Source organism: Sulfurimonas denitrificans DSM 1251 (assembly GCF_000012965.1).
GTDB lineage: Bacteria > Campylobacterota > Campylobacteria > Campylobacterales > Sulfurimonadaceae > Sulfurimonas > Sulfurimonas denitrificans.
Genome location: NC_007575.1, coordinates 399,965 through 422,500 on the forward strand (window position 1 = coordinate 399,965; position 22,536 = coordinate 422,500).

Annotated in this window: 21 protein-coding genes; 10 read left to right on the forward strand and 11 right to left on the reverse strand. The window is 35.1% G+C overall.

Going from position 1 to position 22,536, the window contains the following annotated elements; all coding sequences use genetic code 11:
* The first annotated feature begins 1 nt into the window (after nucleotide 1).
* The 5 genes from ribH to recG all read left to right on the forward strand — a co-directional run bounded on the left by ribH (nucleotide 2) and on the right by recG (nucleotide 5,109).
* Nucleotides 2-466 (forward strand): 6,7-dimethyl-8-ribityllumazine synthase, encoded by a 465-nt coding sequence (gene ribH / locus SUDEN_RS02100; RefSeq protein ID WP_011372037.1) that lies wholly within the window; start codon nucleotides 2-4, stop codon nucleotides 464-466.
* Between the two features lie 2 nt (nucleotides 467-468).
* Nucleotides 469-867, forward strand: coding sequence for a transcription antitermination factor NusB (gene nusB / locus SUDEN_RS02105; RefSeq protein ID WP_011372038.1), 399 nt, complete (start codon nucleotides 469-471; stop codon nucleotides 865-867).
* Between the two features lie 2 nt (nucleotides 868-869).
* Nucleotides 870-1,919, forward strand: a complete 1,050-nt coding sequence (locus tag SUDEN_RS02110; protein WP_011372039.1) for a dehypoxanthine futalosine cyclase — start codon at nucleotides 870-872, stop codon at nucleotides 1,917-1,919.
* A gap of 45 nt (nucleotides 1,920-1,964) precedes the next feature.
* Complete coding sequence (locus tag SUDEN_RS02115; RefSeq protein ID WP_041672174.1) at nucleotides 1,965-3,203, forward strand: M16 family metallopeptidase; 1,239 nt, start codon at nucleotides 1,965-1,967, stop codon at nucleotides 3,201-3,203.
* Nucleotides 3,204-3,294: 91 nt separating this feature from the next.
* On the forward strand, nucleotides 3,295-5,109 hold the full coding sequence (recG, locus tag SUDEN_RS02120) for an ATP-dependent DNA helicase RecG (RefSeq protein ID WP_011372041.1): 1,815 nt from the start codon (nucleotides 3,295-3,297) through the stop codon (nucleotides 5,107-5,109).
* 54 nt (nucleotides 5,110-5,163) lie between these two features.
* Here recG and hpf read toward each other — a convergent pair whose 3' ends face one another.
* The 6 genes from hpf to fliW all read right to left on the reverse strand — a co-directional run bounded on the left by hpf (nucleotide 5,164) and on the right by fliW (nucleotide 10,193).
* Entirely contained in the window at nucleotides 5,164-5,706 is a 543-nt protein-coding gene (gene hpf, locus SUDEN_RS02125; RefSeq protein ID WP_011372042.1) for a ribosome hibernation-promoting factor, HPF/YfiA family, read from the reverse strand.
* Between the two features lie 65 nt (nucleotides 5,707-5,771).
* Nucleotides 5,772-6,242: a hypothetical protein gene (locus SUDEN_RS02130; RefSeq protein WP_041672175.1), complete on the reverse strand. Its 471-nt coding sequence runs from the start codon at nucleotides 6,240-6,242 to the stop codon at nucleotides 5,772-5,774.
* Entirely contained in the window at nucleotides 6,218-7,120 is a 903-nt protein-coding gene (locus tag SUDEN_RS02135; RefSeq protein ID WP_011372044.1) for a type II secretion system protein, read from the reverse strand. Before SUDEN_RS02135 ends, SUDEN_RS02130 begins: the two co-directional genes overlap by 25 nt.
* Nucleotides 7,120-7,746 carry a hypothetical protein gene (locus SUDEN_RS02140; RefSeq protein ID WP_011372045.1) on the reverse strand — a complete coding sequence of 209 codons (627 nt, stop codon included), beginning with the start codon at nucleotides 7,744-7,746 and terminating at the stop codon, nucleotides 7,120-7,122. The genes SUDEN_RS02135 and SUDEN_RS02140 overlap by 1 nt, the downstream gene beginning before the upstream one ends.
* Nucleotides 7,740-9,713 carry a hypothetical protein gene (locus SUDEN_RS02145; protein ID WP_011372046.1) on the reverse strand — a complete coding sequence of 658 codons (1,974 nt, stop codon included), beginning with the start codon at nucleotides 9,711-9,713 and terminating at the stop codon, nucleotides 7,740-7,742. Before SUDEN_RS02145 ends, SUDEN_RS02140 begins: the two co-directional genes overlap by 7 nt.
* A gap of 99 nt (nucleotides 9,714-9,812) precedes the next feature.
* On the reverse strand, nucleotides 9,813-10,193 hold the full coding sequence (gene fliW / locus SUDEN_RS02150; RefSeq protein ID WP_011372047.1) for a flagellar assembly protein FliW: 381 nt from the start codon (nucleotides 10,191-10,193) through the stop codon (nucleotides 9,813-9,815).
* A gap of 120 nt (nucleotides 10,194-10,313) precedes the next feature.
* Between fliW and bamD the strand changes: the two genes are divergently transcribed.
* Both bamD and lon read left to right on the forward strand, forming a co-directional pair.
* Nucleotides 10,314-11,174: an outer membrane protein assembly factor BamD gene (gene bamD, locus SUDEN_RS02155; protein ID WP_011372048.1), complete on the forward strand. Its 861-nt coding sequence runs from the start codon at nucleotides 10,314-10,316 to the stop codon at nucleotides 11,172-11,174.
* Nucleotides 11,164-13,575 carry an endopeptidase La gene (gene lon, locus SUDEN_RS02160; protein WP_011372049.1) on the forward strand — a complete coding sequence of 804 codons (2,412 nt, stop codon included), beginning with the start codon at nucleotides 11,164-11,166 and terminating at the stop codon, nucleotides 13,573-13,575. Before bamD ends, lon begins: the two co-directional genes overlap by 11 nt.
* On the opposite strand, the gene SUDEN_RS02165 is transcribed toward lon, so the two are convergent.
* The 5 genes from SUDEN_RS02165 to SUDEN_RS11440 all read right to left on the reverse strand — a co-directional run bounded on the left by SUDEN_RS02165 (nucleotide 13,572) and on the right by SUDEN_RS11440 (nucleotide 19,284).
* The gene (locus SUDEN_RS02165; protein ID WP_011372050.1) at nucleotides 13,572-13,946 is read right to left on the reverse strand and encodes a response regulator; all 375 of its coding nucleotides are present in this window, start codon (nucleotides 13,944-13,946) and stop codon (nucleotides 13,572-13,574) included. The two genes, lon and SUDEN_RS02165, sit on opposite strands and share 4 nt — an antisense overlap.
* 108 nt (nucleotides 13,947-14,054) lie before the next feature.
* Complete coding sequence (locus tag SUDEN_RS02170) at nucleotides 14,055-16,811, reverse strand: ATP-binding protein (protein ID WP_083756750.1); 2,757 nt, start codon at nucleotides 16,809-16,811, stop codon at nucleotides 14,055-14,057.
* A 5-nt stretch (nucleotides 16,812-16,816) separates the two neighbouring features.
* Nucleotides 16,817-17,200: a PAS domain-containing protein gene (locus tag SUDEN_RS02175; protein ID WP_011372052.1), complete on the reverse strand. Its 384-nt coding sequence runs from the start codon at nucleotides 17,198-17,200 to the stop codon at nucleotides 16,817-16,819.
* Between the two features lie 67 nt (nucleotides 17,201-17,267).
* Entirely contained in the window at nucleotides 17,268-19,070 is a 1,803-nt protein-coding gene (gene uvrC, locus SUDEN_RS02180) for an excinuclease ABC subunit UvrC (protein ID WP_011372053.1), read from the reverse strand.
* Nucleotides 19,060-19,284, reverse strand: a complete 225-nt coding sequence (locus SUDEN_RS11440; RefSeq protein ID WP_238374817.1) for a hypothetical protein — start codon at nucleotides 19,282-19,284, stop codon at nucleotides 19,060-19,062. The genes uvrC and SUDEN_RS11440 overlap by 11 nt, the downstream gene beginning before the upstream one ends.
* 198 nt (nucleotides 19,285-19,482) lie before the next feature.
* Here SUDEN_RS11440 and SUDEN_RS11355 point away from each other — a divergent pair, with 198 nt between their 5' ends.
* From SUDEN_RS11355 to nhaD, 3 genes are read left to right on the forward strand one after another with little or no spacing between them, the layout of a single operon-like run.
* The gene (locus SUDEN_RS11355; protein WP_162465561.1) at nucleotides 19,483-19,677 is read left to right on the forward strand and encodes a hypothetical protein; all 195 of its coding nucleotides are present in this window, start codon (nucleotides 19,483-19,485) and stop codon (nucleotides 19,675-19,677) included.
* Nucleotides 19,674-21,125 carry an L-aspartate oxidase gene (gene nadB, locus SUDEN_RS02190; RefSeq protein ID WP_011372055.1) on the forward strand — a complete coding sequence of 484 codons (1,452 nt, stop codon included), beginning with the start codon at nucleotides 19,674-19,676 and terminating at the stop codon, nucleotides 21,123-21,125. The genes SUDEN_RS11355 and nadB overlap by 4 nt, the downstream gene beginning before the upstream one ends.
* On the forward strand, nucleotides 21,112-22,491 hold the full coding sequence (gene nhaD, locus SUDEN_RS02195) for a sodium:proton antiporter NhaD (RefSeq protein ID WP_083756751.1): 1,380 nt from the start codon (nucleotides 21,112-21,114) through the stop codon (nucleotides 22,489-22,491). The genes nadB and nhaD overlap by 14 nt, the downstream gene beginning before the upstream one ends.
* Nucleotides 22,492-22,536 lie beyond the last annotated feature (45 nt).

Sequence of the window (22,536 nt, forward strand, 5' to 3'; positions counted from 1 at the left end):
AATGAAGTTAATTGAAGGACAACTAAAAGTTGTAAATGGGAAAAAAGTTGCGATAGTTAGTACAAGATGGAATCACTTTATTGTTGATAGACTTGTTGAGGGTGCGAAGGACGCATTTGCTCGTCATGGCGGAGACGAGGCTGATTTGACACATGTTTTGGTTCCTGGGGCGTTTGAGCTTCCTATGATTATTGACAAGCTTTTAGCAAGTGGAAAATATGATGCTATTTGTGCTCTTGGCGCTGTTATTCGTGGGGCAACACCGCATTTTGATTATGTCTCTGCTGAGGCAACAAAAGGGATAGCGATGATGAGCTTGAAGCACCAAAAACCTGTTTCATTTGGTCTTTTGACAACTGACAATATTGAGCAGTCAATAGAGAGAGCTGGTACAAAAGCTGGTAACAAAGGTTTTGAAGCAATGACTGTTGTTATTGAGATGCTAGATTTGTATGAGAACCTTTAATTATGGCAACTAGACATCAAGCCAGAATGGCGGTTGTAAGCCTACTTTACGCATTTGATTTGGGTAATGGAAACATTGCAGAGCATACAGATGAGATTTTAGAAGAGAAGAAGATTAGAAACAAACAAAAAGATTTTGCACTTACTCTTTATGAGGGTGTTATGGCAAACATAACTCCTGTTGATGAGGCGATAGTTAAGCACCTTAAAGATTGGGATTTTGAGAGACTTGGAGCTATCGAGAGAGCAACTCTTAGACTTGCAACTTATGAGATACTTTTTGGAGAACTTGACTCTGCTGTTGTCATAAATGAAGCAGTTGAAATAACAAAAGCGTTTGGAACAGAGCAGTCACCAAAGTTTATAAATGGTGTGCTTGACGCAATTTCTAAAGATAAGTAAAAATGAAGAGATTAACTAAGCAAGAGGCTCTAGAGCTTATAAAAAGTGCAGACTTTAAAGAACTCGGACGTATGGCAACAGCTCGCAAAAAAGAGCTTCATCCTGAAGGTATTACGACTTTTGTTGTTGATAGAAATATCAACTATACAAATATTTGCTGGGTTGATTGTAAATTTTGTGCATTTTATAGACATGAAAAAGATGCGGATGCTTATGTTTTGACTTTTGATGAGATTGATAAAAAAATTGACGAACTCTTAGAAATAGGCGGTACACAGATACTTTTTCAAGGAGGAGTTCATCCTAAGCTAAAGATAGAGTGGTATGAGGATTTGGTTGAGCATATTCATACAAAATATCCGACTATCACGATACATGGCTTCTCTTCTATAGAGATAGATTTTATCGCCAAAGTATCTCACATAAGTGTTGAAGAGGTTTTAGAGAGGCTACATGTAAAGGGTCTTGCTTCAATTCCAGGAGCTGGTGCTGAGATACTTAGTGATAAAGTCCGTGACATAATTGCTCCTAAGAAAATAGATAGTGAAGTTTGGGTTGATGTTCATAGAAAAGCTCATAAACTCGGCATCATGTCAACAGCTACTATGATGTATGGGACTGTTGAGAGCGATGAGGACATAATAGAGCATTTTGATATGATAAGAAGACTTCAAGATGAGACACATGGTTTTCGTGCTTTTATCATGTGGAGTTTTCAAGGACAAAATACTGAGCTTTTACGCCTTATTCCAGATATGGAAAAACCATCCTCAAACCGTTACTTAAGACTTTTAGCGGTTGCAAGGCTTTACCTTGATAATGTGCCAAATATCCAAAGCTCTTGGGTTACACAAGGTCCATATATCGGGCAGATGGCTCTTAGGTTTGGGGCAAATGATTTGGGTTCGACTATGATGGAAGAAAATGTTGTAAGTAGTGCTGGAGCGGCTTATACAATGGCAAAGAGCGAGATGGTGCATCTTATAAAAGATATAGGCGAAATACCAGCGGTACGAAATACTGCTTATGAAATTTTAGAGAAATTTGCATAAATGAAGAGAATAATTTTAACACTACTAATTTTAGGAAATATAATAATGGCAGCAACAATAGATGAGATAAAAGCAAAAGATGTAAACGTACCTCTTATTTTTGAACAAGACACAAGATTGCCGCTAATAACTATGCAACTTGTTTTTAAAAATAGCGGAAGCATATCAGATAAAACAAAAGCAGGTTTGTCTAAATTTAGTGCAAAAATGATAAATGAGGGAACTAAAGAGCTAGGCTCAAGTGCATTTGCAGAAGCTCTAGAGAGCAGAGCCATTCATATCTCTGCTACAAGTGGCAAAGAGACTTTTGTAATAGAGCTAGGGTGTTTAAAAGAGGAGTTTGATGAGGGTCTAAAATATTTACAGATGCTTTTAAGAGATCCAAATCTAACGCCTGAAGTTATAAAAAAAATCAAAACAGCAACGCTTGGCTCTTTGGCAAATAAAGAGAGTGATTTTGATTATATAGCTTCAAATGAGTTAAAAAAACTTCTTTTTGAGGGAAGCGTACTTGCACAACCATCTTTGGGGAGTATTGAGAGTGTGAAAAGTATTGAACTTGATGATGTTCAAAATTTTATAAAAGAGAACATTGTATCTTCTAAATTGATTGTCGTTGTAGGCGGAGATACTGACGTAGAAGAGGTAAAGAGCAAAGCTTTAAAAATCATAAACTCTTTGAGTATTGGTAGTGATAGTAAAGTCGAGAAATGCGAAATTGTAGCGGAGCCAAGAGAGAGCGTAATAAAAAAAGATACGCAACAAGCGTATGTCTATTTTGGCTCGCCATATAATATCTCAATAGATTCAGATGATTATTATAAAGCCAGAGTTGCTACTTTCATACTTGGAGCAGGTGGTTTTGGCTCAAGACTTATGGAGGAGATTAGAGTAAAACGTGGTCTTGCTTACTCTGCCTATGCAAGAATTGATGTGAGTAAATCAAGCTCTAGTATGAATGGGCATCTTCAAACAAAGCTAGAGTCACTTGAAGAGGCAAAGAAGAGCGTTAAAGCGATAGTTGAAGATTTTGTAAAAAATGGCGTTAAAAAAAGTGAACTTGAGCAGACAAAGAAGTTTTTACTAGGAAGCGAGCCACTTAGAGTAGAGACAATGAGCCAAAGACTAAACCGTACTTTTATGGAGTACTATAATGGGCAAAAGCTTGGTCATTCAGATGAAGAGTTAGAGCGCATCAAAAATCTAGAGCTTAAAGATTTGAACAAATTTATAAAAGAGCACAGAGAGATTTTAGATATGAGTTTTGCGATAGTTACAAAGTAAAACTCTGCTCAAATAAGATAAATATTGCATAATGCAATATTTTTATATTTAGTTCATAATAAAAGATAGTATTTGGTACTAAGGATTTAAAATGAACGTAACAAAAGAGCAAAAAGAGAAGTTTAAAAAGCTAGGCATAAGCAGCTGTAGTGAACTCTCTTTGATAATCCCATCTCTTTATGAAGATTTACGGCTTAGCAATAAACTGAGTCCGCACTCTATGCAACTCATTGACGCTACTGTTGAAGCCATATATAGAGCTCCTAATTCACTTCAAATTACTTTTTTTGTCCATAATTTTTCACATACAGTTACAGGTGTAATTTTTCGTCCAAAACCATATCTGCTGCATCAATTCAAAGTTGGGCAGAGAGATTATTATTATGGAATGATGGAGTGCAAAGGCGGTACATGTAGTATAAATATGCCAAAAAAAATCACAATTATAGGTGCTATAACTCCAAAGTACAAATCAGCCCTAAGAAGTGATGTGATGTTACGATTTGTGCAAAATCTCTTAACTAAAGAGAATCTGCTCTTGGATGGCTTAAGAGAAGATGTTGCATGTGAACTTTTAAAACTCCATTTTCCTCAAAGCGTAATACCAAATATAAAAGAGCTGGATGAGAAAATATTAAGGGCATTAAAATATACAGAGCTTTTTGTTTATATGAGAGAGTTGGCTAAGAAGAGACGCTATTATCCTTCTCTCTCACTTACATGTAAGAGTTATGACGAGTGGCTGCAGACTCTTCCTTTTAGGCTAACAAATGAGCAGATAAAAGCGATAGAAGATATAAGAGCAGATTTTCAAAAAGGGCTCTCTGCAAGACGAATGATAGTTGGAGATGTTGGAAGTGGGAAAACTATGGTTATTTTGGCATCAGCTCTGATGAACTCCCCGAATCGCTCAATCTTAATGGCGCCAACTACAATCCTTGCAAACCAAATCTATGAAGAGGCAAAAAAATATCTTCCAATGATGAATATAGCCTTGGTTAGCAGTAAAAACAAAAATATGGATTTAAGTGAGTATGACTTTATCATTGGCACACATGCACTTTTATATAGGGAACTTCCAATAGCCACTTTAGTTATGGTTGATGAGCAACACCGTTTTGGAACTGCTCAGAGAAACTTGCTTGAAAAACTGGTAAGCAGCCAAAATAGTAGCAGCAAAATTTCAGATGCAAAATCACATTTTTTACAATTCTCAGCAACTCCAATCCCACGAACTCAAGCGATGATAGAGATGGCTCATATTGATGTTTCGCTTATTACTTCAACACCTTTTAAAAAAGAGATAAAGAGCAGAGTTATACATAAGAGCGATTTTAAGGAGCTTCTTGAGCATATAAAAGTTGAGATTGCTCTTGGAAATCAAGTACTTCTTGTATATCCACTTGTTGAACAGAGTGAAGTTTTAGAGTATCAAAGTATTGATGAAGCTAGAAGTTTCTGGGAGGCAAGATTTACAAATGTACATGTAACGCATGGAAAGGATAAAGATAAAGAAGAAGTTTTAAGAGAATTTGATAAACAAGGAGATATCCTCATTGCTACAACTGTTGTAGAAGTTGGTATCTCTTTGAGTCGCCTTAGCACTGTTGTGATTGTTGGTGCTGAGAGGTTAGGACTCTCGACTCTTCATCAGCTCCGTGGCAGAGTTAGCCGAACAGGTCTTAAGGGCTACTGCTTTTTATATACAAATCAAAATAAATCTGAGCGTCTTGATAAATTTGTAGATACAACTAGTGGATTTGATATTGCTAATCTTGATTTAAAATTTAGAAAAAGCGGAGATTTGTTAAGAGGGCATAATCAAAGTGGAAATCAGTTTAGATGGGTTGATTTGGCAGAGGATGAAGAGATAGTAAAGTTGGTAAAGGATGATTTGTTAAAGTGATTTTTGCGTTTTATAAGAGGTGGGCAAAAGGAGAAGATACCTTTTGCGTAGATGCTAGTAAAGACCGAATTTACCGTCGTTTCTTTTGTATAAAACTCTTGTTTTTCCATCATTATCTATAAAAATTTCAAAGAGCTTTTTATTCTCTTTTATATCATTTAGTACATCTTCAACTTCACGAGGTTTATAAAGAGCTAACTCCACAGGTACAATCTCATCTTCCATAGCTTCACTAGCTTCATTTAAATTAATAGTAGTGTTTGCTTGAATTTTTGCTTCATTTATACCATCTTTATGGTGTCCGCTATCTCTATCATGTATGCGTCGCATAGCCTTTTGTGCTCTTGTGGTTGCTAAATCGATAGCAGCGTAGAGATCTTGGTCATTTTGCTCAATTACTATTGAGTTTTTATGTGCTAAATTTATTACAAACTCAACTACAGAGTGGTCTTTACCTTTTTTTGTTTGAGTTGAAGCTATCACATTGACAGAAATAATGTCAAGATTATATTTACTTAGTGTTTGTATAGAGGCGTTCATGTGTGCTTTTATAGCATCTGTTAGTTCAACATGGCGTCCAGTTAATGATATATTCATTTTTAATCCTTTAGTCTCTAAATATAAAAGATTATATCATTAAATAGTTTATAATGTTTTATATTTTAAAGTTTTTGGATAGTTCTTCTAAAGTAGCGGATAGGTTCTGAGACGATGTTTGGGTTATTTACACTTACTGTTACATCCATCAATACTGAGGCACCTTGCTCTAGCGAACTTGTGTTAAAGTAGCTAGTGCATCCTGTTGGCGCTTGAGCAGGATAGACGTATCGCATAACTACGTTTATAGTATAAATTTCATTAAGGGTTGTATTGAAATTATCATCTGTACAACCATTTTTTGCGATATATAACATTGCTAGCTCTGTTGCACTCTTAGCATAAAGTTCAACTTGTTCATGTAGATAAATATCAAGAGTTCTTTTGTTAGTTTGTGTGCTTAGCGATAAAGATAGAGTCATAGTGGTAGCTATTATGATGATTATAACTATAGCCATTATCATAGCAAAGCCTGAGCGTTTCAATGGAGCGTTTCTATAAGAGTTGAATTTTAAAAGAGTGTTTTTTCTTTGCATAAAGAGTAATCCTCCATTAAATCAGCTTTTACACAAACTTCTATTTTTAAAACAGATCCAGCTGCCATAAATCTAAATGTGCTTACGTTTTGCATTAACATAACAGCAGTTGCATCTCTCAAATATGTTTGACCTCTCCATGGTTGATAGTTATAATATAGCATAAGCGTACCAGTTTTTGTTATAACATTATAATCGCTTATACCAACAGCATAAGCACTCCATGCAAGTTGATAGTACTCATAAACATCAACCCCAGTAAAATTATTATCTGCGCCAGTGGCACCATTTATAGGTATGAAATTTTGTGGGGCAGCAACATCTCTTCTTATGGGGTGCATAGCTTTGTTTTGCGTTGAAATTGCTCCATTCCATCCATACCCAGTTTGTATGTCACTATCTGAGCCAATAAAATACAAAGCTGCGCTGCTTACACCGCTAGTTCCATTTGAGAGAGTGTTTATGAGAGTTTCTACTTTAGCAGTATCTGTAGCAGGAGATACAAGAGCTGTGCTAGTTGACAAACCTATATCAATAATTCCACTCCAGTGAGGCATTGGTGTAGTGTTGCCACGAAATCCTTCTGCATCATATCCAACCCACTCTAAAATTGGAGCAGTTGAATCACTGTTTGCCTCAAGCCCTTGAAATGTTCCATCTGTCCCTCTAGCAATCACAGAATCTTTGATGCGGTACTGCAATCTTGCAGCGATATTCTCAACTGCCATAGCACTGTTTGCTTGAAGAGAGTTGTTTATGCTTGTGAAGATAAAATTTTTGTATGCTTTAGATAAAAGCTCAACACCATAGTTGGCAAGAAGACCCATGATAAGAATAACAAAGAGAAGCTCTAGCATTGTAAAGGCAGCTCTAGACATTAAAATCTTCTCTTATAGTATTCAACTTCGCCTATATTTGCACAGTAAATTCTTAGAGAAGTTAGGGTTTTAGTAGCATCATTGGGATCAATTACGCTTAGAGTCAACTCTTTTACATCATTATTGAGTGCTGCTATGTCGGTAAATGTAGCTATATTTATCTCCATTATGCTTTGGTACTGTTGCTTATATCCAGCTGCTTGAGCAGCTGAATTATCAAACATATTTTGAGCTGTGTGAACAGTAGAATTTAATCCAAGTGTTGCATTAGCACTGTAATAGTTTACTCCAGCAGCGACACTGCTATCAAGGCATCTTCTGCCTACATGCCCTACTCTTTGTCTTGTAATAGGATTGCAATCTCCACCAACATCAATAACTCTTGAGAGATGGCTAATAGCACTCTCTTCGATAGACCTTGCATCCCAATAGTATGAAGTGGCACCCATAAGCTCAGCAGAAGCAGCAAAAATTGCCTCTTGGACTATACTTTTTTCAACTCCATCGGCATTAATTTGTATCATCAACGGTAGAGATACAATGGCTATAGAGATAATTATAATTGCAAAGATAAGCTCCATAAGAGTAAAAGCTGCTTTGTTGAGAACTTTTTTAGTTTTTACCAAATTATCCTCCTATTTGTATCTTTTGCAGAGCTGTTTTTTGTAGTTGTCTCTGTATCGTACTTGCCGCTCCATACACCAGCATTGTTAAACTCAACTTGAAACTCATTTCTAGTGGCAGCTGGGTCACTTTCGTTATAAATTAACCATGGTGAAGCTTCATTTTGTATAGTAGTTTTATATGGATAACCTTTTGACATGTCATATCTAATTCTCGTAGTAGATGGGTTTCCAGTAGGATTGTCATCTGCATCTACAGTATCATTTGCGTCAATATTTGTTCCGTCTTTTTGAACGACAATAGTAACATTACCATCTGTTGCAGAGGTGTGGTTATCGTTTATATACCATCTTGCGTCATTTATTTTTCTTGAAGAAGCTCCATTTGGGAGCAGTGCTCTATTACATGTAGCTCCAAAACAAAATGATTCAAAGTATATGTTTGCATTATTTTCATGACAAGAGAGGCCAGCGCAACCATATCTCTGCCTTGAAGCATTTGTTCGTCCATAAACAAAAGTTGCATTCACATCATTTGTTCTATTAAAATCGCTTCCTTGAACTCCATTTGTATCAATCACTTGCGTGATGTTAAAGTCATTTTTAGCAATGGTGAAAGGGTTCTCAGCGGCTGTTTGGTTTCTTTGAAAATTTATGCTAACTTTTACATTGCTTGACCCATTTATAAATTTATTCTCAGTTGTTAAAAAAGTGGCACTATTTAGAATTTGATTATTGAGATGTGATGTTACGTCTAAATCATCAAAAAAATTAATCCTTGTTTGAGAAGTGCCATTAGACAAAGTCTTATCCACTATCAAAGAAAGAGTTGTATAAATATTGCGTGAGAAGCACCCTGCTGTATAATTTGTTGCCACTCCTCCACCATAAAGCGTAGCAGTAATGTTTAATTTTAAGGGTGCTGACATCTCTCTTTGATTAGATAAATAGGTAAAACTTTTATCATTTGAACCATTTTCTAGTGATAAGGTAGAGGTAAATTTTTCTGGAAAAAAATGAAAACTCTTACTGCCTTGAATAAGGCATCCTACTCTGCCAGAGTCATCAGAGCTATTTTGGGCACTTCCATCAATACAGTCACCTTTGCTTTGATCTGCAGAAACAACTGTCCACTCATTGTCGCTAAGTTTAAACTCAACGCTCCCTACATTTGGGTAAAGGACTTCAACACTAACTTCTCCATCAACAAAAGGAACTGATAAATTTATATCTTCTACATGTATGGGCAATGTACATCCAGCAGGAACTTTCAGTTGCATTGAGGCTAATTTATCTATAGAGTTGCCAATCTCTTGTGTGTAATTGCTTGAGGGTGTGTTAGGTGCCCCCTCATGAGCAGCGGTAAAAGTAAAATTATACAGATGATTGCCAACAAGCAATCCTGCTTCATTTGAATCTATATTAAATGTTGCTGGACGAATTGCAAAGGTGTCTCTTGAGCAGATAGATGCGGTAGCAGTCTGCATTTTGAATAGCGCATTTCGAGATGCTTTTGTTGGAGTTACTGTAACACTTTTATATTTTTCATTTGAGAAATTTAATACAACTAAATCCGATAATAAGCTCGTTGACTCTGAACAATCACCACTTGATGAGAGCTCTACTATTGATAGAGTTAAATCTCCACTCCAAGCTATTGGAGTTTTGTTGTCATTGTCAAATGAGATAATATCAACATTAAAAGCTTTAGCGACTATTTGAGTGTAGAGCGCATTTTTTGCATGCTCAGGCTCAAGAGGGTCACTATCTCCATAATCTACATCTACAGCACCAGCGCGAACACTATTATAATTACCAATTACAGGAGTATAGATGCCAAAACTGTTGTTATAATCTACATGCCTACTAGCTTGAATTTCTCTAAAAGTGGCACCTAAACTAGGTAAAGTAAACAACCCAGCCATAATAAAGAGTGCAATAAATTTTGAAATTTTTTCTACATATTTCATACAATCCTACAAATAAGTAAAAATTACCTCACTCTAGCTCAAACACTAAGAAAGAAAAGAGTTAATAGTTGCCTATTATAGTTTATATTAAATAAAATTTCACTTTTTTAAATATAGAGAAATTTTTTCTGCTACTCCATATTTTGTAGATTCCGATAGAACTAATTGTGCAGCTTTGTTGTTGTCTGTGTTAAAAATCATCGGACCGATGAAGTTTACAACAGTGTCCTCTACTGGAGTTTGAATGATGGCAATGTTTAAAATCAGAATATTTGATTTTTCATCTATCTCTAGTAACTTTTGAGTTGCATCTGGAATTTCAAAATCGTACTCTCTTAAAGCGAAAGGATTTATAAGAGTAAAAGATATATGCTCATCATTGCTAGATTCCATGCGCATAAACGCATCGTCTATCTTCTCTAAAGTTACTTCTTTTACGTTCTCAAACCCTAAAATAGGTACACATACATCAAATTTCATAAAAACCTCCACCGTATTTTTTTAATTGTAACACTTTAAGCATAAAATGTACCTAGTTTAATGAACGTTATATATCTTTTGGATAAAATAGCAACCTATTTATAATTAGGATAACAATTAATGAAATTAAAAAACTACGCACTTAGCGCTTTAGCTTCGCTTATATTACTCTTTGGCGGGTGCTCTAAAAATATAGAAGAGTACAACAAACCAGCTATGTACTGGTACACTAAGATAGTTGAGCATGTCTCTAATGGAGATTTGGAAAGTGCAGACAACTACTATAGTTCACTTCAAGGAGAGCATATTGGCTCACCACTTCTTCCTGAAGCAACGATGATGCTCTCTATCGCACACATGCAAGAAGAGGAGTATCTTTTAAGTGAACACTTTTTAGATGAGTATATAAAAAGATATGCAACTCCAAACGAGAAAGAAAATGCAGAATTTTTAAAAATAAAAGCAAAGTATAAAGCACTTCCAAATCCAAGACGCGATCAAGTTTTGATAGAAGAAGCCATAGCGCAGGGCGAACTTTTTAAACAGGCATATCCAGACTCAATGTATTATGAAGTTGTAAATACTATGCTTACTCGCCTTTATCTAGCACAATTTGTTTTAAATGAAGAGATATCAGATTTATACGACAGACTAGATAAACCAAAATCTGCTTTATACTATAGAGGAGTAAATCCTCAGCCATGGATACTTCTAGATGAGATAGATAGAGCAAATTCACCTTGGTATCGCTCTTGGTTTGAGGGAGATGGAACTTCAAGTTGGTATGACTTCATGATACCAGATACAAAAAGTGTAGTATCTAGAAACTCTATATCTGAGGAAGATGGAGCAGAAAAAAATGAATCAAAAGTGGAAAAAACAGAACCAAAAGAGGATAAAAACTCTAGTTGGTATGATATGTTTAATCCATTTTCTACTATTTATGACTTAAAAAAGGAAACAAATAATTATGAAGCTTAGTGATTATAGTAATTTCCCTGCAGATATACCTGTTATCGCAGAAGATGAAATTTTCTTATACCCATTTATGATAGCACCACTTTTTTTAAGCGATGAGAGTAATATAAAAGCGGCAACAAAGGCTATTGAAGAGGGTTCGTTAGTAATTGTTTGCCCTACAAAACCTTCACATGAGGGAGAGAGAGTATTTGAAGCTCTTTATGATGCTGGAGTTGTTGGCTCTATTATGCGTAAAGTTGCTCTGCCAGATGGAAGAGTAAAAGTTCTTTTTCAAGGTCTAGCACGTGCAAAAACTTTTGGTAAAGTAAGTGAAAATCCTTTAATCGCAAATGTTGATGTTATCAAAGCACAGAGCGTAAATGCTCTAAAAATTGATGCAATACTTGAAATTTTACGTGAAAAAGTTAGAAAATTAGCAGCAGTTAGTAACTACTTCCCACCAGATCTATTAAGAACAATAGAAGAAAATCATGACTACAATCGTATTATTGATCTTATCTGCAGTACTGTAAAGTTAAAAAAAGAGCAAGCATACACTCTTTTTGTAGAGACAAATACAGAAAAAAGATTTTTAGATTTAATAGAACATATAATTGATGAAATAGAAGCAAATAAACTTCAAAAAGAGATTCGCTCAAAAGTTCATACACATATAGAAAAGGTCAATAAAGAGTACTTTTTAAAAGAGCAGTTAAAACAGATTCAAAAAGAGCTTGGAAGCGATACTTCAAGAGATGAAGAGCTAGAAGAGTATAGAAAAAAACTCGAAGCAAAAAAAGATAAGATGAATGCTGATGCCTATAAAGAGGTGCATAAACAGATAGAGAGATTTTCTCGTATGCATCCAGACTCATCAGATGCTTCTATGACACAGACCTATCTTGATTGGGCGCTAGAGATTCCTTTTGGTGAAGAGAGCAAAAAAAAGCTAAAGATTAGTGAAGTTGAAGCTCAGTTGGACAAAGATCACTTCTCACTAGAAAAACCAAAAGAGAGAATTGCAGAGTTTTTTGCAGTTAAAGAGCTTATGGAGCTAAGAGGGATAAAAAGCGCTTCAGGAGCAATTATCTGCTTTAATGGACCTCCAGGTGTTGGTAAAACGTCACTTGCAAACTCCATTGCAGAAGCCCTAAAGAGACCATTGATAAGAATAGCTCTAGGTGGACTTGAAGATGTAAATGAACTTCGTGGGCATAGAAGAACGTATGTTGGAGCGATGCCTGGCAGAATTGTTCAAGGACTCATTGATGCTAAAAAGATGAATCCAGTTGTTGTTTTAGATGAGATTGATAAAGTTGCAAAAACTGGAAGGGGTGATCCAACAGCGGCTCTTTTAGAAATACTAGACCCTGAACAAAATAACGAATTTAGGGATTACTATCTCAATTTCAACATTGATCTCTCTAAAGTTATTTTTATAGCAACAGCAAATGATATAGGAAATATTCCAGCACCGCTTCGAGATAGAATGGAATTTATAGCGATTAGCTCATATACGCCTCAAGAAAAACTAGAGATTGCTTCACGTTATCTTTTGCCCCAAGAGCTGAAAAAACATGGACTTAAAAAATCAGAGGTAACTATCTCAAGGGCAGCTCTTAAAGAGTTGATTCATAGTTATACCAGAGAAGCTGGAGTTCGTAATCTTCGCCGCAGAATTTCTAACATGTCAAGAAAAGTTGCTCGAGAGATACTAGAGCACCCAGAGATTACAAAAGTATCTTTGAGTGTGAAAAATCTTAAAGACTATTTTGATAAAACAGTATTTGAGATAGAAAAAACAACAAAAGTGCCTGTTGTTGGTGTGGTAAATGGTCTTGCGTGGACGGCTGTTGGCGGAGATGTCTTAAAGATAGAGAGTATTCGCATAAAAGGCAAAGGCACAATGCAGCTAACGGGGAGTTTAGGCGAGGTTATGAAAGAGTCAGCTATTATCGCATACAGCGTTGTGAAAACTTTGATTGATACTAAAAAATTAAAAATTGATGATATAAATATTCCTCTTACTCCAAAAGAGATAGAAGAGAAGATAGAAGTTGACTCTAGTGAAGTTTATAAACGTTATGACTTACATATACATGTACCAGATGGTGCAACTCCAAAAGATGGACCAAGCGCAGGTATTGCTTTAGTTAGTGCTATATCTTCTATATTGAGCGGTAGAAAAGTTCGCTCAGAAGTTGCTATGACTGGAGAAGTTTCACTCAGCGGAGATGTGCTTCCAATTGGTGGATTAAGAGAGAAACTCATTGCAGCGCATAAAGCCGATATGAGCAAAGTTCTAATCCCTATGAAAAATTATGAGAGAGATTTAGAAGATATTCCAAGCGAAGTTAGAGAGTCACTAAAGATAGTTGGAGTTACTAGAATAGAAGAGGTTCTTAGTCACATTCTAGTTTAAACTAGGAGTGCCCTCATCTTCTCGCTTAACTCATTACTTCTAATAGGTTTTACTAAAAAACTGTTCGCCCCTAACTCTAGCGCTTCTGTTTTTTTAGTTTCATCAGTTGTGAGGACTATTATGGGAATTTGCTCTATATTTTTATCTGAGCGGACAACTCTTAAAACTTCTAAACCATTCATAATAGGCATAATAATATCTAAAAGGACTAGACTAATATCATCTCTTGATTTGATATGGGCAACTGCATCGGCACCATTTTGAGCCTCTATAATTTCTTTAATATCTGGATTTTTCATTAACATTGATTTTAAAAGTTTAAGATTTATCAAATCATCATCCACCGTTAATATTACTAACTCTTTTGACATCTGTTTTCCCTATTTAGGCATAATTTGTAAATATAGATTTTAGTAAATCTCTGATTATAACGTTATTAATAGTTTTACAAATACACTCTATCTTTATCAAATGCTTAATCAACTCTTTGTCTCATTGACTTCAACTATAAAATCTGCTAAAAACATATTTAAGATAGTAATAATCTCTGCTCTTACAAGAGGTTTTGTTGTGTACTCATCTAAACCTGCTAAGATGAACTTCTCTCTGTCTCCTTTTAGTGCGTTTGCTGTAAGTGCAACAATAGGTACATGAGGCTGCTTATAATCAGCCTCCCACTCTAAAATCTCGGCAGTAGCTTCAACACCATCAAGAAATGGCATCTGAATATCCATAAATATTAGATCAAACTTCCCATCTTTTCTTTTTTGAAAAGCATCCAAACCATTATTTGCAATCGTTACATTAAGACCTAAATCTTCAAGTGTTCTTTGAATGAGTTTTTGGTTAATGGTATTGTCTTCCGCAACCAAAACATCAGCAATAAATTTCGATTTACTAAGATCAAAATTTTTACATGATGATTTTTTAGCGACTTCTATTTTAGCATTCAAAAGAGTATAGTTCTCAAGTATTTGTCTGATTTTTGAAGCATGAATTGGTTCATATAAGATTTTAAAGATGTTTAGCCCTAACGAATCTACTCTTTTCATTAAGTTTGATTTTGTGAGAACTACTAACTCTTGAGGAAGTTTCGATAATTCTCGCAGAGTCTCCTCGCTTGTATAGTCATAATCCACAAAAAGGAGATTGTAATCACTATCTTTTAATAGAAGTTCTAGCTTCTCTATTGCATTAAACGTTTTAAAGCCAACTCCATAATACTCAAGATACTCTCTTAGATACTTATCTTGTTTTTTAATTTTTTCAGAATCGCTTAAAATAAGAGCGCTCAAAGCATTAAAACTGTTTTTTGATGTCTCATGTAATGTTTCTGCCTTTTCAAAATCAAGAGTAAAGAAGAATGTTGTACCCTCTGCAAGTTTACTTTCTAAATCTAGTTTTCCACCCATAAGTTCAACGAAGTTGCTCGAGATTGTAAGTCCAAGACCAGTTCCTCCATATTTACGTGTAATAGAAGTGTCTGCTTGAGAAAATGCTTCAAATATTTTAGATTTTTGCTCACTAGTTACACCGATACCGCTATCTTGAATCTCAAATCTAACTCTTGTTTTTGTACTCTTATCTGAGTCTATTTTTCTTATATTTACATTGATAAAACCAGCATTATTTGTAAATTTAACAGCATTTGAGAGAAGATTTATAATAATCTCTTTTAATTTAGTAGGGTCTCCTTTTAGCCAAAACTCAAGGCTGGGATCTATAAAGCATCCAAGATTAATATGCTTTTCACTAGCACGAACTGCATAGACTTCAACAGCGCTCTCAAACTCTACAATCGGGTTAAATAGGATATTTTCAATTTCAAGTTTATTACTCTCTATTTTAGAAAGGTCAAGAATGTTGTTTATAATTTCAAGAAGATTCTCAGAACTTTTTTCAATAATATCAACAAATTCACTCTGCTCTTGTTGCAGACCAGAATCTTTGAGAAGCTCTGTAAATCCAACTATACCATTTAATGGAGTTCTAATCTCATGTGACATATTTGCTAAAAACATCGACTTAGCTTCACTCGCTTCTTGAGCCGATATCTTATCCATTTTTGTCTGTTCTATAATGTCTTCTAAAAGTTCATAAGCTAAATCAGTGCCCTCAGCAGTATGTAGATTTATTTTTCTCTCTTTAGAGTCATAATCTCCAGCAACTTTTTCTAATACACTCTCAAGGTTTCTAATATTTTTTGCAATTTGATTTGATAAAACAAATCCTAAAACAGCTAGAATAATTGCTATTAACCAAACACTAAATGTTATTATAAGAACTTGAAGAGACTCCTCTTGAACTTTTTGTGCCCTTGTATTCATGGCATTTAAGAGTAAATCCTCTGCTTGAGCGATAATATTTATTTTCTCAGATAGCATCGTAAACCATACACCAGAGGTAATATCATATTCACCGCTATGAGAGATGGAAATAATCGCAGCCCTTTCGCTATTAATATCCCCAAAGAGCTCTAAACTGTCCTCATTTTTAAAAAGCGCATCTAAACTACTAATGAGATTTTTGTTTTGAATACCTCCGTAATTTATTGAATCTGCTTTACCTATGAGAGATATCCACTCGTTTAGGTCATCTCTTTGAAGCTCTGATGAGCGAGAGATAATATAAGCCATATATCCTCTCTCAATCCCAGAGGCTTCTTTAGCATTAACCATGGCAATATATAGTGAATAGAGCTGATTTACCTCTTTGTCTATTTGATTTTCTGTAATTTGTTCAAGTTGTTTAATAAATGCTATTTGAGCTTTGCCATAGGCATCAATAAACATCTCCTTAAATTCTATTGCATGAGCATCAACTAAAGGTCTTACTGATTTGATTTTTACTATTGCACTAATTACACTATCGACATTGCTACATGCTAGACACTCTTCTTTATTGCTCTTGCTTGTGTGTGTATGGAGTCTTTTGTTGTTTCGTGCATACTTAAGATAGTCCTCTACCTTCTCATCAACAATTTTTCTCTGCTCAATAAGAGATTTATGAATATTGCGGGTTTTATTTCCAAGGTACATAGCGCTCATACCACGTTCACGAGCAATATTGCTAAGAGCTTCATTGAGATGTTTATTCTGGTCTAGTCTCTCTTGGAGCTGTTGTGCTGCATTAAATCCAAGAAACGAGCTATAAACATAATAGCTAGTCATGGAAAAGAGAACAATTATCGGTAGAAGACTAATGAGTCTTAGTCTGTTTTTTAATCCAAATTGCACAGCGTTTAATTCATCTCATATTGAATATTTTTTCTAGCAGAGGGTTTGCTAATAGAAATATAGCCACTTATGCGTTCTTGTTTGTCAACAATATTGGTAACTTCAATATCAACCCAATAATAACTACCATCTTTTCGGATAATTTTTAACATGTCATTATAGACTAAGGCACCCTTTAGGGTGCTACACATCTTCTCGTAAATAGATGGATTTGTATCTGGATGTTTTAGCATATTTATATTTTTTTTATTTAATTCATCAACGCTATAGCCAGAGATTTCACAAAATTTTCTATTTACAAAAGTTATGTTTCCTTCTAAATCTGTTTGGCAAATTGCCACTTTGCCTTGAAATATATACTCTTTATCATTTGGCACAATTTTGTTCATGTAAACCTCTCTTTAGTATGGTTTGAAATTATATAGTTAAGTAAATATAGTATAAATTTAAAAAAACTTATATGTAACTACTCTTTATAATATTTGCATCTTTTAAGTTTAACACAGTGCTAAGTTCTTCAACACTAGCTTCTTTGATGGCATCAAATGTAGTAAAGTGTTTTAAGAGTTTGATGATTTTTGCTTGAGAAATACCCTTTAATGTGAGCAACTTGCTCTCATTATCACTTTTTAATTTTGTTTTTTTATGAAAATTTATAGCGCATCTGTGAGCTTCATCTCTTAATTTTTGAACAAAATGAAGTCTCTTGTCACTATCTAAAAGTTTAAAGATATCCTCCCTTGAGTAGATGATGTCTTTTGCTTTACCCTTTGCGCGATGAGCTTTTGCATCTACTTTCTCTTTGGCAATTGCAATGACATCTATATTTACTCCACTTGACTCTAAGATAGACAAGGCTAGATTTAGCAGTGTACTTCCACCATCTAAAATCCATAAATCAGGAGGAGGATTTTTTAGAAAACTCTCAACTCGTCTAAGGAGCATCTCTCTCATTTGAGCGTATTCATCTCTTGCTTCAAGATGATAGATGCGATAACTTTTTTTATCAAACGCCCCATTTTCATAAACAGACATAGCACCAACAGTTGCAACTCCTGACATATGAGAGTTGTCAAAAGTTTCTACTCTAGAGGGGACTCTTTGAAGAGAAAAAAGCTTTTTTATCTCATCTAAAATTCCACTCTGGTTTTCTTTAGTCTCATTTTTAAGGAGTTCTGCGGCATTTAGCAGTGCCAAATCTATAAGTTGCTTTCTTTTTGCAGTTTTTGGAACTTTTATATCTGCCTTTTTCTCAAAGAGTGTGCTTAAAAACTCCTCTATGCTATCTTTGCCCTCAAACTCTGAGGCTACTAAAATAGGGGCGATAATAGGGGGTTTACCATGAGAATAAAACCCCATAATAGCCCTTTGATAAAGCTCATCTTCATCATATCCCTCATGAAGTTGTATGTAATCATGAGAAGAGGATATTATCTTGCCCTCTCTCATAAAAATTCTAACAACTACTGCTCTGCTTTGGGAGGAGGCAATGACAAAAATATCATAATTTTCACTACTTGCAAAATCTATCTCGCTCTTAATCTCTGAGCGACTTATCCTCTCGCATCTGTCACGAAGTGCCGTCGCCTCTTCAAATCTTAAGTTATCAGCATAATAAAACATCTTCTCTTGAAGCTTTTTAATCAATATTTTTTTATTTAAAATGAGCTCTTTTGCTAAATCTAACTCTCTTTGGTAATCTTCATCACTTACATGTAGTTCACATGGACCCAAACATCGATTTATCTGATGGTAAAGGCAGAGTTTCTTTGAAGTGAGAGAGCCTTTTTTTTGCACAAGTGCACATAGCTCATAAATAGAGTCTAAAATATCACGAGCACCTACTGAAAATGGACCATAGTATTTAATATTTGATGATTTGATGATTTTTCTTGTCATCTCAAATCTGGGATATTTTTGTGAGTTGTCTATGTAGATGTATGGATATGTTTTATCATCACGAAGCAAAATATTGTATTTTGGCATAAGTTGCTTGATAAGAGAATTTTCTAGGATAAGTGCGTCATGCTCGGAGTTTACAACTATATATTGGAGTGTATGAGTTTGAGAAATCATCTTAGAAATTCTACTTGAGAGGTTTGAATTTGGTTTGAATTTGGGAGCAAAATTAAAGTAGCTTTTTACTCTCTTTGCCAAACTTTTTGCTTTTCCAATGTAGAGAAGATGTCCATCTTTGTCAAAATATTGATAAACTCCAGCAGAATCTGGAAGCTGCTTTATGCACTCTCTAAGAGTCATGACTTCTTGTCTCTTTGATTATTTTTTGAATTTCTTTAGCTAAAGAGTTCAATTTTTCATCTTTTATATCGATGTTAAAATCGCCATTTGAGCGCTCTTGATAGGTTCCAATTATGTCTTTTGTTTTCACATTTTGGCTCTTTGGAGCATGTGTTACAAACGCTTTAATATCATCAAATAAATTCTCATCACACTCTTTGCACTCGGTGGGCATATAGAACTTTAAAGCACTTTTAATGCTTTGTATATTATTATCAAATTCTTGTTTCCCAATAGGATGATTAAATACGAAAAATAGTGTTTTGTTTTTGATATAAGCGAAGTTAATCATGTTTTGTATAGGCGGAGTAAACATAGATTGGACTATTTTTATACATTTATAGTAAATTAGTTTAGAGAATTGAGGTCTGCTTTGAATAGAATTTATAATTTGACTAGCGTTTTTCATCTGGCAATTATAGCAATGTTTTTATTAAGTTTGAATGGATGTGGTTATAAGGCTGATCCATACTATTTACAGAGTGCGCCAAAGGGCGATGAAAATGTAAAATTTATCATCAAAGAGCCAAAGAGCGACAATAATGAAAGCGATGCCATAAATAAATGAGATATGATGTAATAATTGTGGGTGCTGGAGTAGCTGGTCTTTATGCTGCAACTCACATCCCAAAGAGCAAAAAAGTCCTCCTAATTAACAAAAGAGAAACATTTAAGTGTAATAGCTTTTACGCTCAAGGCGGCATAGCTTTGGCAATTGATGCAGAGGATATTCCTCTACATGTACAAGACACACTTGATGCAGGAGCAGGACTTTGCAGCGAAGAGGCTGTAAGAGTTCTCAGTGAGAGTTCACGCGCAATTATTGATGATTTGATAAATCGTGGATTTGAATTTGATAGAGATAAAGATGGAAATCTTCTATATACAAAAGAGGCGGCTCACTCAAAAGAACGCATTTTACATGCTGGAGGAGATGCCACAGGGCGACATATGCACTACTTTTTACTACAACAAAATCCACACCCGATGTTGACTGATGCAAGAGTTGTGGATTTGCTTATAAAAGATGGTGAGTGTTATGGCGTTACTGTTTTAGATCACAGAGAGAGCAGAAATATATACGCTGATAATGTAATTCTCGCAAGCGGCGGCGTCGGCTCGCTCTATGAATTTCATACAAATGCGCCTTGTATTAGTGCTGATATGCAAGGACTTTGTGTAATGAAGGGGATTGAGCTGAGCGATATGGAGATGATGCAGTTCCATCCAACTGTATTTGTAGATAGTGATTCTGCTCAAAAACTACTTTTAACTGAGGCGCTAAGAGGTGAGGGAGCTACTGTTGAAGATGAAGCTGGGCGAAGATTTCTTTTTGATTATGACGAGAGAGGAGAGCTTGCTTCAAGGGATATTGTGAGTAAAGCTATCTATGATCACAATAAAAAAACAAAGATGCAGACATATCTCTCATTTAAAAATTTTGACCATGTATATTTTACAAAACGATTTCCAAATTTATATAAGAGTCTCCAACTCTTAGGATATGATGTTCCTAAACAGAGAGTTCCTATATCACCAGCATTTCACTATGCAATAGGTGGAATTAAAACAGACGTTAATGGTGCAGTTCCAAGCATAAAATCTCTATATGCAATAGGTGAAGTTGCTTCAACAAAAGTTCATGGTGCTAATAGACTTGCTTCAAACTCCCTTTTAGAGGGGTTGGTTTTTGGTAAAAGAGCAGTAGAGCACATTCTAAAGAAAAAAAACAGTAAAAAAGAGCTCTTTTTTGAAGTCAGCAGCGAGATTATGAGTTTAAAAGAGGACAAAGAGAAAAAAAATCTTCTCCGCCGCATTATGTGGGAAAAAGTTTCTATAGTTAGAACAAAAAATGGACTAAATAGTGCATTGCATCAAATAAATGCTCTATTAAATGAAAAAATTGGTAAACTTCTAAAATTTCGTTTACTCACAGCAAGAGAGATTGTTCTTGGAGCATTAGCTAGAGATGAGTCAATTGGGGTACATTTTATACAAAAGGATGATAATGATTAAGTTGTTAATTATTATGTTTGGTGTTAGTTTTGCATATGCTAGCTCAGGGGAATCTGTAGGTGCACTTCCAGATTTAACGTTTACATGGGTTGGTTTTGCTTCTCTTGCTATCTTTATTGTTGGCTACTATTTTGTTGCATCAGAAGAGAAATACCATATAGACAAAGCTAAACCAGCGCTTCTTACTGGAACTTTTTTGTTTATACTAGTTGCACTATATTATGCAATAAACGGAATGGATATGAATCTTGTTCATACCGAAGTTGAACATGTTATCTTAGAGATTGCAGAGATTTTCTTTTTCTTATTTGTTGCTATGACATACATAGAGTCAATGATTCACATGGGTGTTTTTGATAGCCTCAAATATAAGCTTGTATCTAAGGGATATAGCTATAGAAAACTTTTTTGGGCTACAGGATTTTTAGCGTTTTTCCTCTCACCAGTTGCGGACAACTTAACAACAGCTCTTATTCTCTCAACTGTTTTAATAACAATAGAGAGAAATAAAGCATCGTTTTTAGTTCCAGGTGCTATAAATATTGTTGTTGCAGCAAATGCAGGCGGTGCTTGGAGTCCATTTGGAGATATTACAACCCTCATGGCATGGGCGGCTGGAAAGGCACCTTTTGTTGATTTCTTATTTCTTTTCCCAGCTTCAATCGGAGGTTATTTTATAACTGCATATCTTCTTAGTAGATTTGTGCCAGAAGATGTTCCTCCATTTGATGCATCAACTGAGAAAAAACCTGAGATGATGAGAGGTGCTAAGGTTGTTATGGCTCTTGGCGTATTTACAATAGTATGTGCCGTTCTCTCTCATCAAGTGCTTCATCTCCCAGCTATGTGGGGAATGTTATTTGGTCTTTCATTACTTAAACTATATGCTTACAGACTTAAGAGGGTTTACAATTCTGATTTTAATATTTTTCACTCTATTGCAAAAATTGAAAATAATACGCTTCTATTCTTCTTTGGAATCTTAGCAGCAGTTGGTGCTCTTTACTTTGTTGGTTGGTTAGCTCTTGCTGCTGTAGTTTATGATCCATCAGTTCTTGGTCCAACTTGGTCAAATATAGGTGTTGGTTTCCTCTCGGCAATAGTAGATAACGTTCCTGTTATGTCTGCCGTCTTAAAAGCAAATCCAGAGATGGGAATAGATCAGTGGCTCTTGGTTACACTAACTGCTGGGATTGGCGGCTCGCTAATATCATTTGGTTCTGCCGCTGGTGTTGGTGTTATGGGAAAATTACCAGGAATATACACATTTAGTTCACATATGAAATACTCATGGACTATTCTTATAGGTTATATAGTTTCTATAGGTATCTGGTATGTTCAGTTTGAAATATTGGGCATATATTAAACATTAATCTTAATTATTGTATCCTTTTGACATCAAAAGGGTACA

Bases quoted from the DNA above. Each gene is read 5' to 3' on its own strand.
- SUDEN_RS02145 (WP_011372046.1), bottom strand. From the start codon at position 9,713: ATGAAATATGTAGAAAAAATTTCAAAATTTATTGCACTCTTTATTATG.
- SUDEN_RS11440 (WP_238374817.1), bottom strand. From the start codon at position 19,284: ATGCCCACCGAGTGCAAAGAGTGTGATGAGAATTTATTTGATGATATT.
- SUDEN_RS02115 (WP_041672174.1), top strand. From the start codon at position 1,965: ATGGCAGCAACAATAGATGAGATAAAAGCAAAAGATGTAAACGTACCT.
- SUDEN_RS02165 (WP_011372050.1), bottom strand. From the start codon at position 13,946: ATGTCAAAAGAGTTAGTAATATTAACGGTGGATGATGATTTGATAAAT.
- hpf (WP_011372042.1), bottom strand. From the start codon at position 5,706: ATGAATATATCATTAACTGGACGCCATGTTGAACTAACAGATGCTATA.
- SUDEN_RS02135 (WP_011372044.1), bottom strand. From the start codon at position 7,120: ATGTCTAGAGCTGCCTTTACAATGCTAGAGCTTCTCTTTGTTATTCTT.
- ribH (WP_011372037.1), top strand. From the start codon at position 2: ATGAAGTTAATTGAAGGACAACTAAAAGTTGTAAATGGGAAAAAAGTT.
- nhaD (WP_083756751.1), top strand. From the start codon at position 21,112: ATGATAATGATTAAGTTGTTAATTATTATGTTTGGTGTTAGTTTTGCA.
- lon (WP_011372049.1), top strand. From the start codon at position 11,164: ATGAAGCTTAGTGATTATAGTAATTTCCCTGCAGATATACCTGTTATC.
- nadB (WP_011372055.1), top strand. From the start codon at position 19,674: ATGAGATATGATGTAATAATTGTGGGTGCTGGAGTAGCTGGTCTTTAT.
- recG (WP_011372041.1), top strand. From the start codon at position 3,295: ATGAACGTAACAAAAGAGCAAAAAGAGAAGTTTAAAAAGCTAGGCATA.
- SUDEN_RS02175 (WP_011372052.1), bottom strand. From the start codon at position 17,200: ATGAACAAAATTGTGCCAAATGATAAAGAGTATATATTTCAAGGCAAA.
- fliW (WP_011372047.1), bottom strand. From the start codon at position 10,193: ATGAAATTTGATGTATGTGTACCTATTTTAGGGTTTGAGAACGTAAAA.
- nusB (WP_011372038.1), top strand. From the start codon at position 469: ATGGCAACTAGACATCAAGCCAGAATGGCGGTTGTAAGCCTACTTTAC.
- SUDEN_RS02110 (WP_011372039.1), top strand. From the start codon at position 870: ATGAAGAGATTAACTAAGCAAGAGGCTCTAGAGCTTATAAAAAGTGCA.
- bamD (WP_011372048.1), top strand. From the start codon at position 10,314: ATGAAATTAAAAAACTACGCACTTAGCGCTTTAGCTTCGCTTATATTA.
- SUDEN_RS02130 (WP_041672175.1), bottom strand. From the start codon at position 6,242: ATGCAAAGAAAAAACACTCTTTTAAAATTCAACTCTTATAGAAACGCT.
- uvrC (WP_011372053.1), bottom strand. From the start codon at position 19,070: ATGACTCTTAGAGAGTGCATAAAGCAGCTTCCAGATTCTGCTGGAGTT.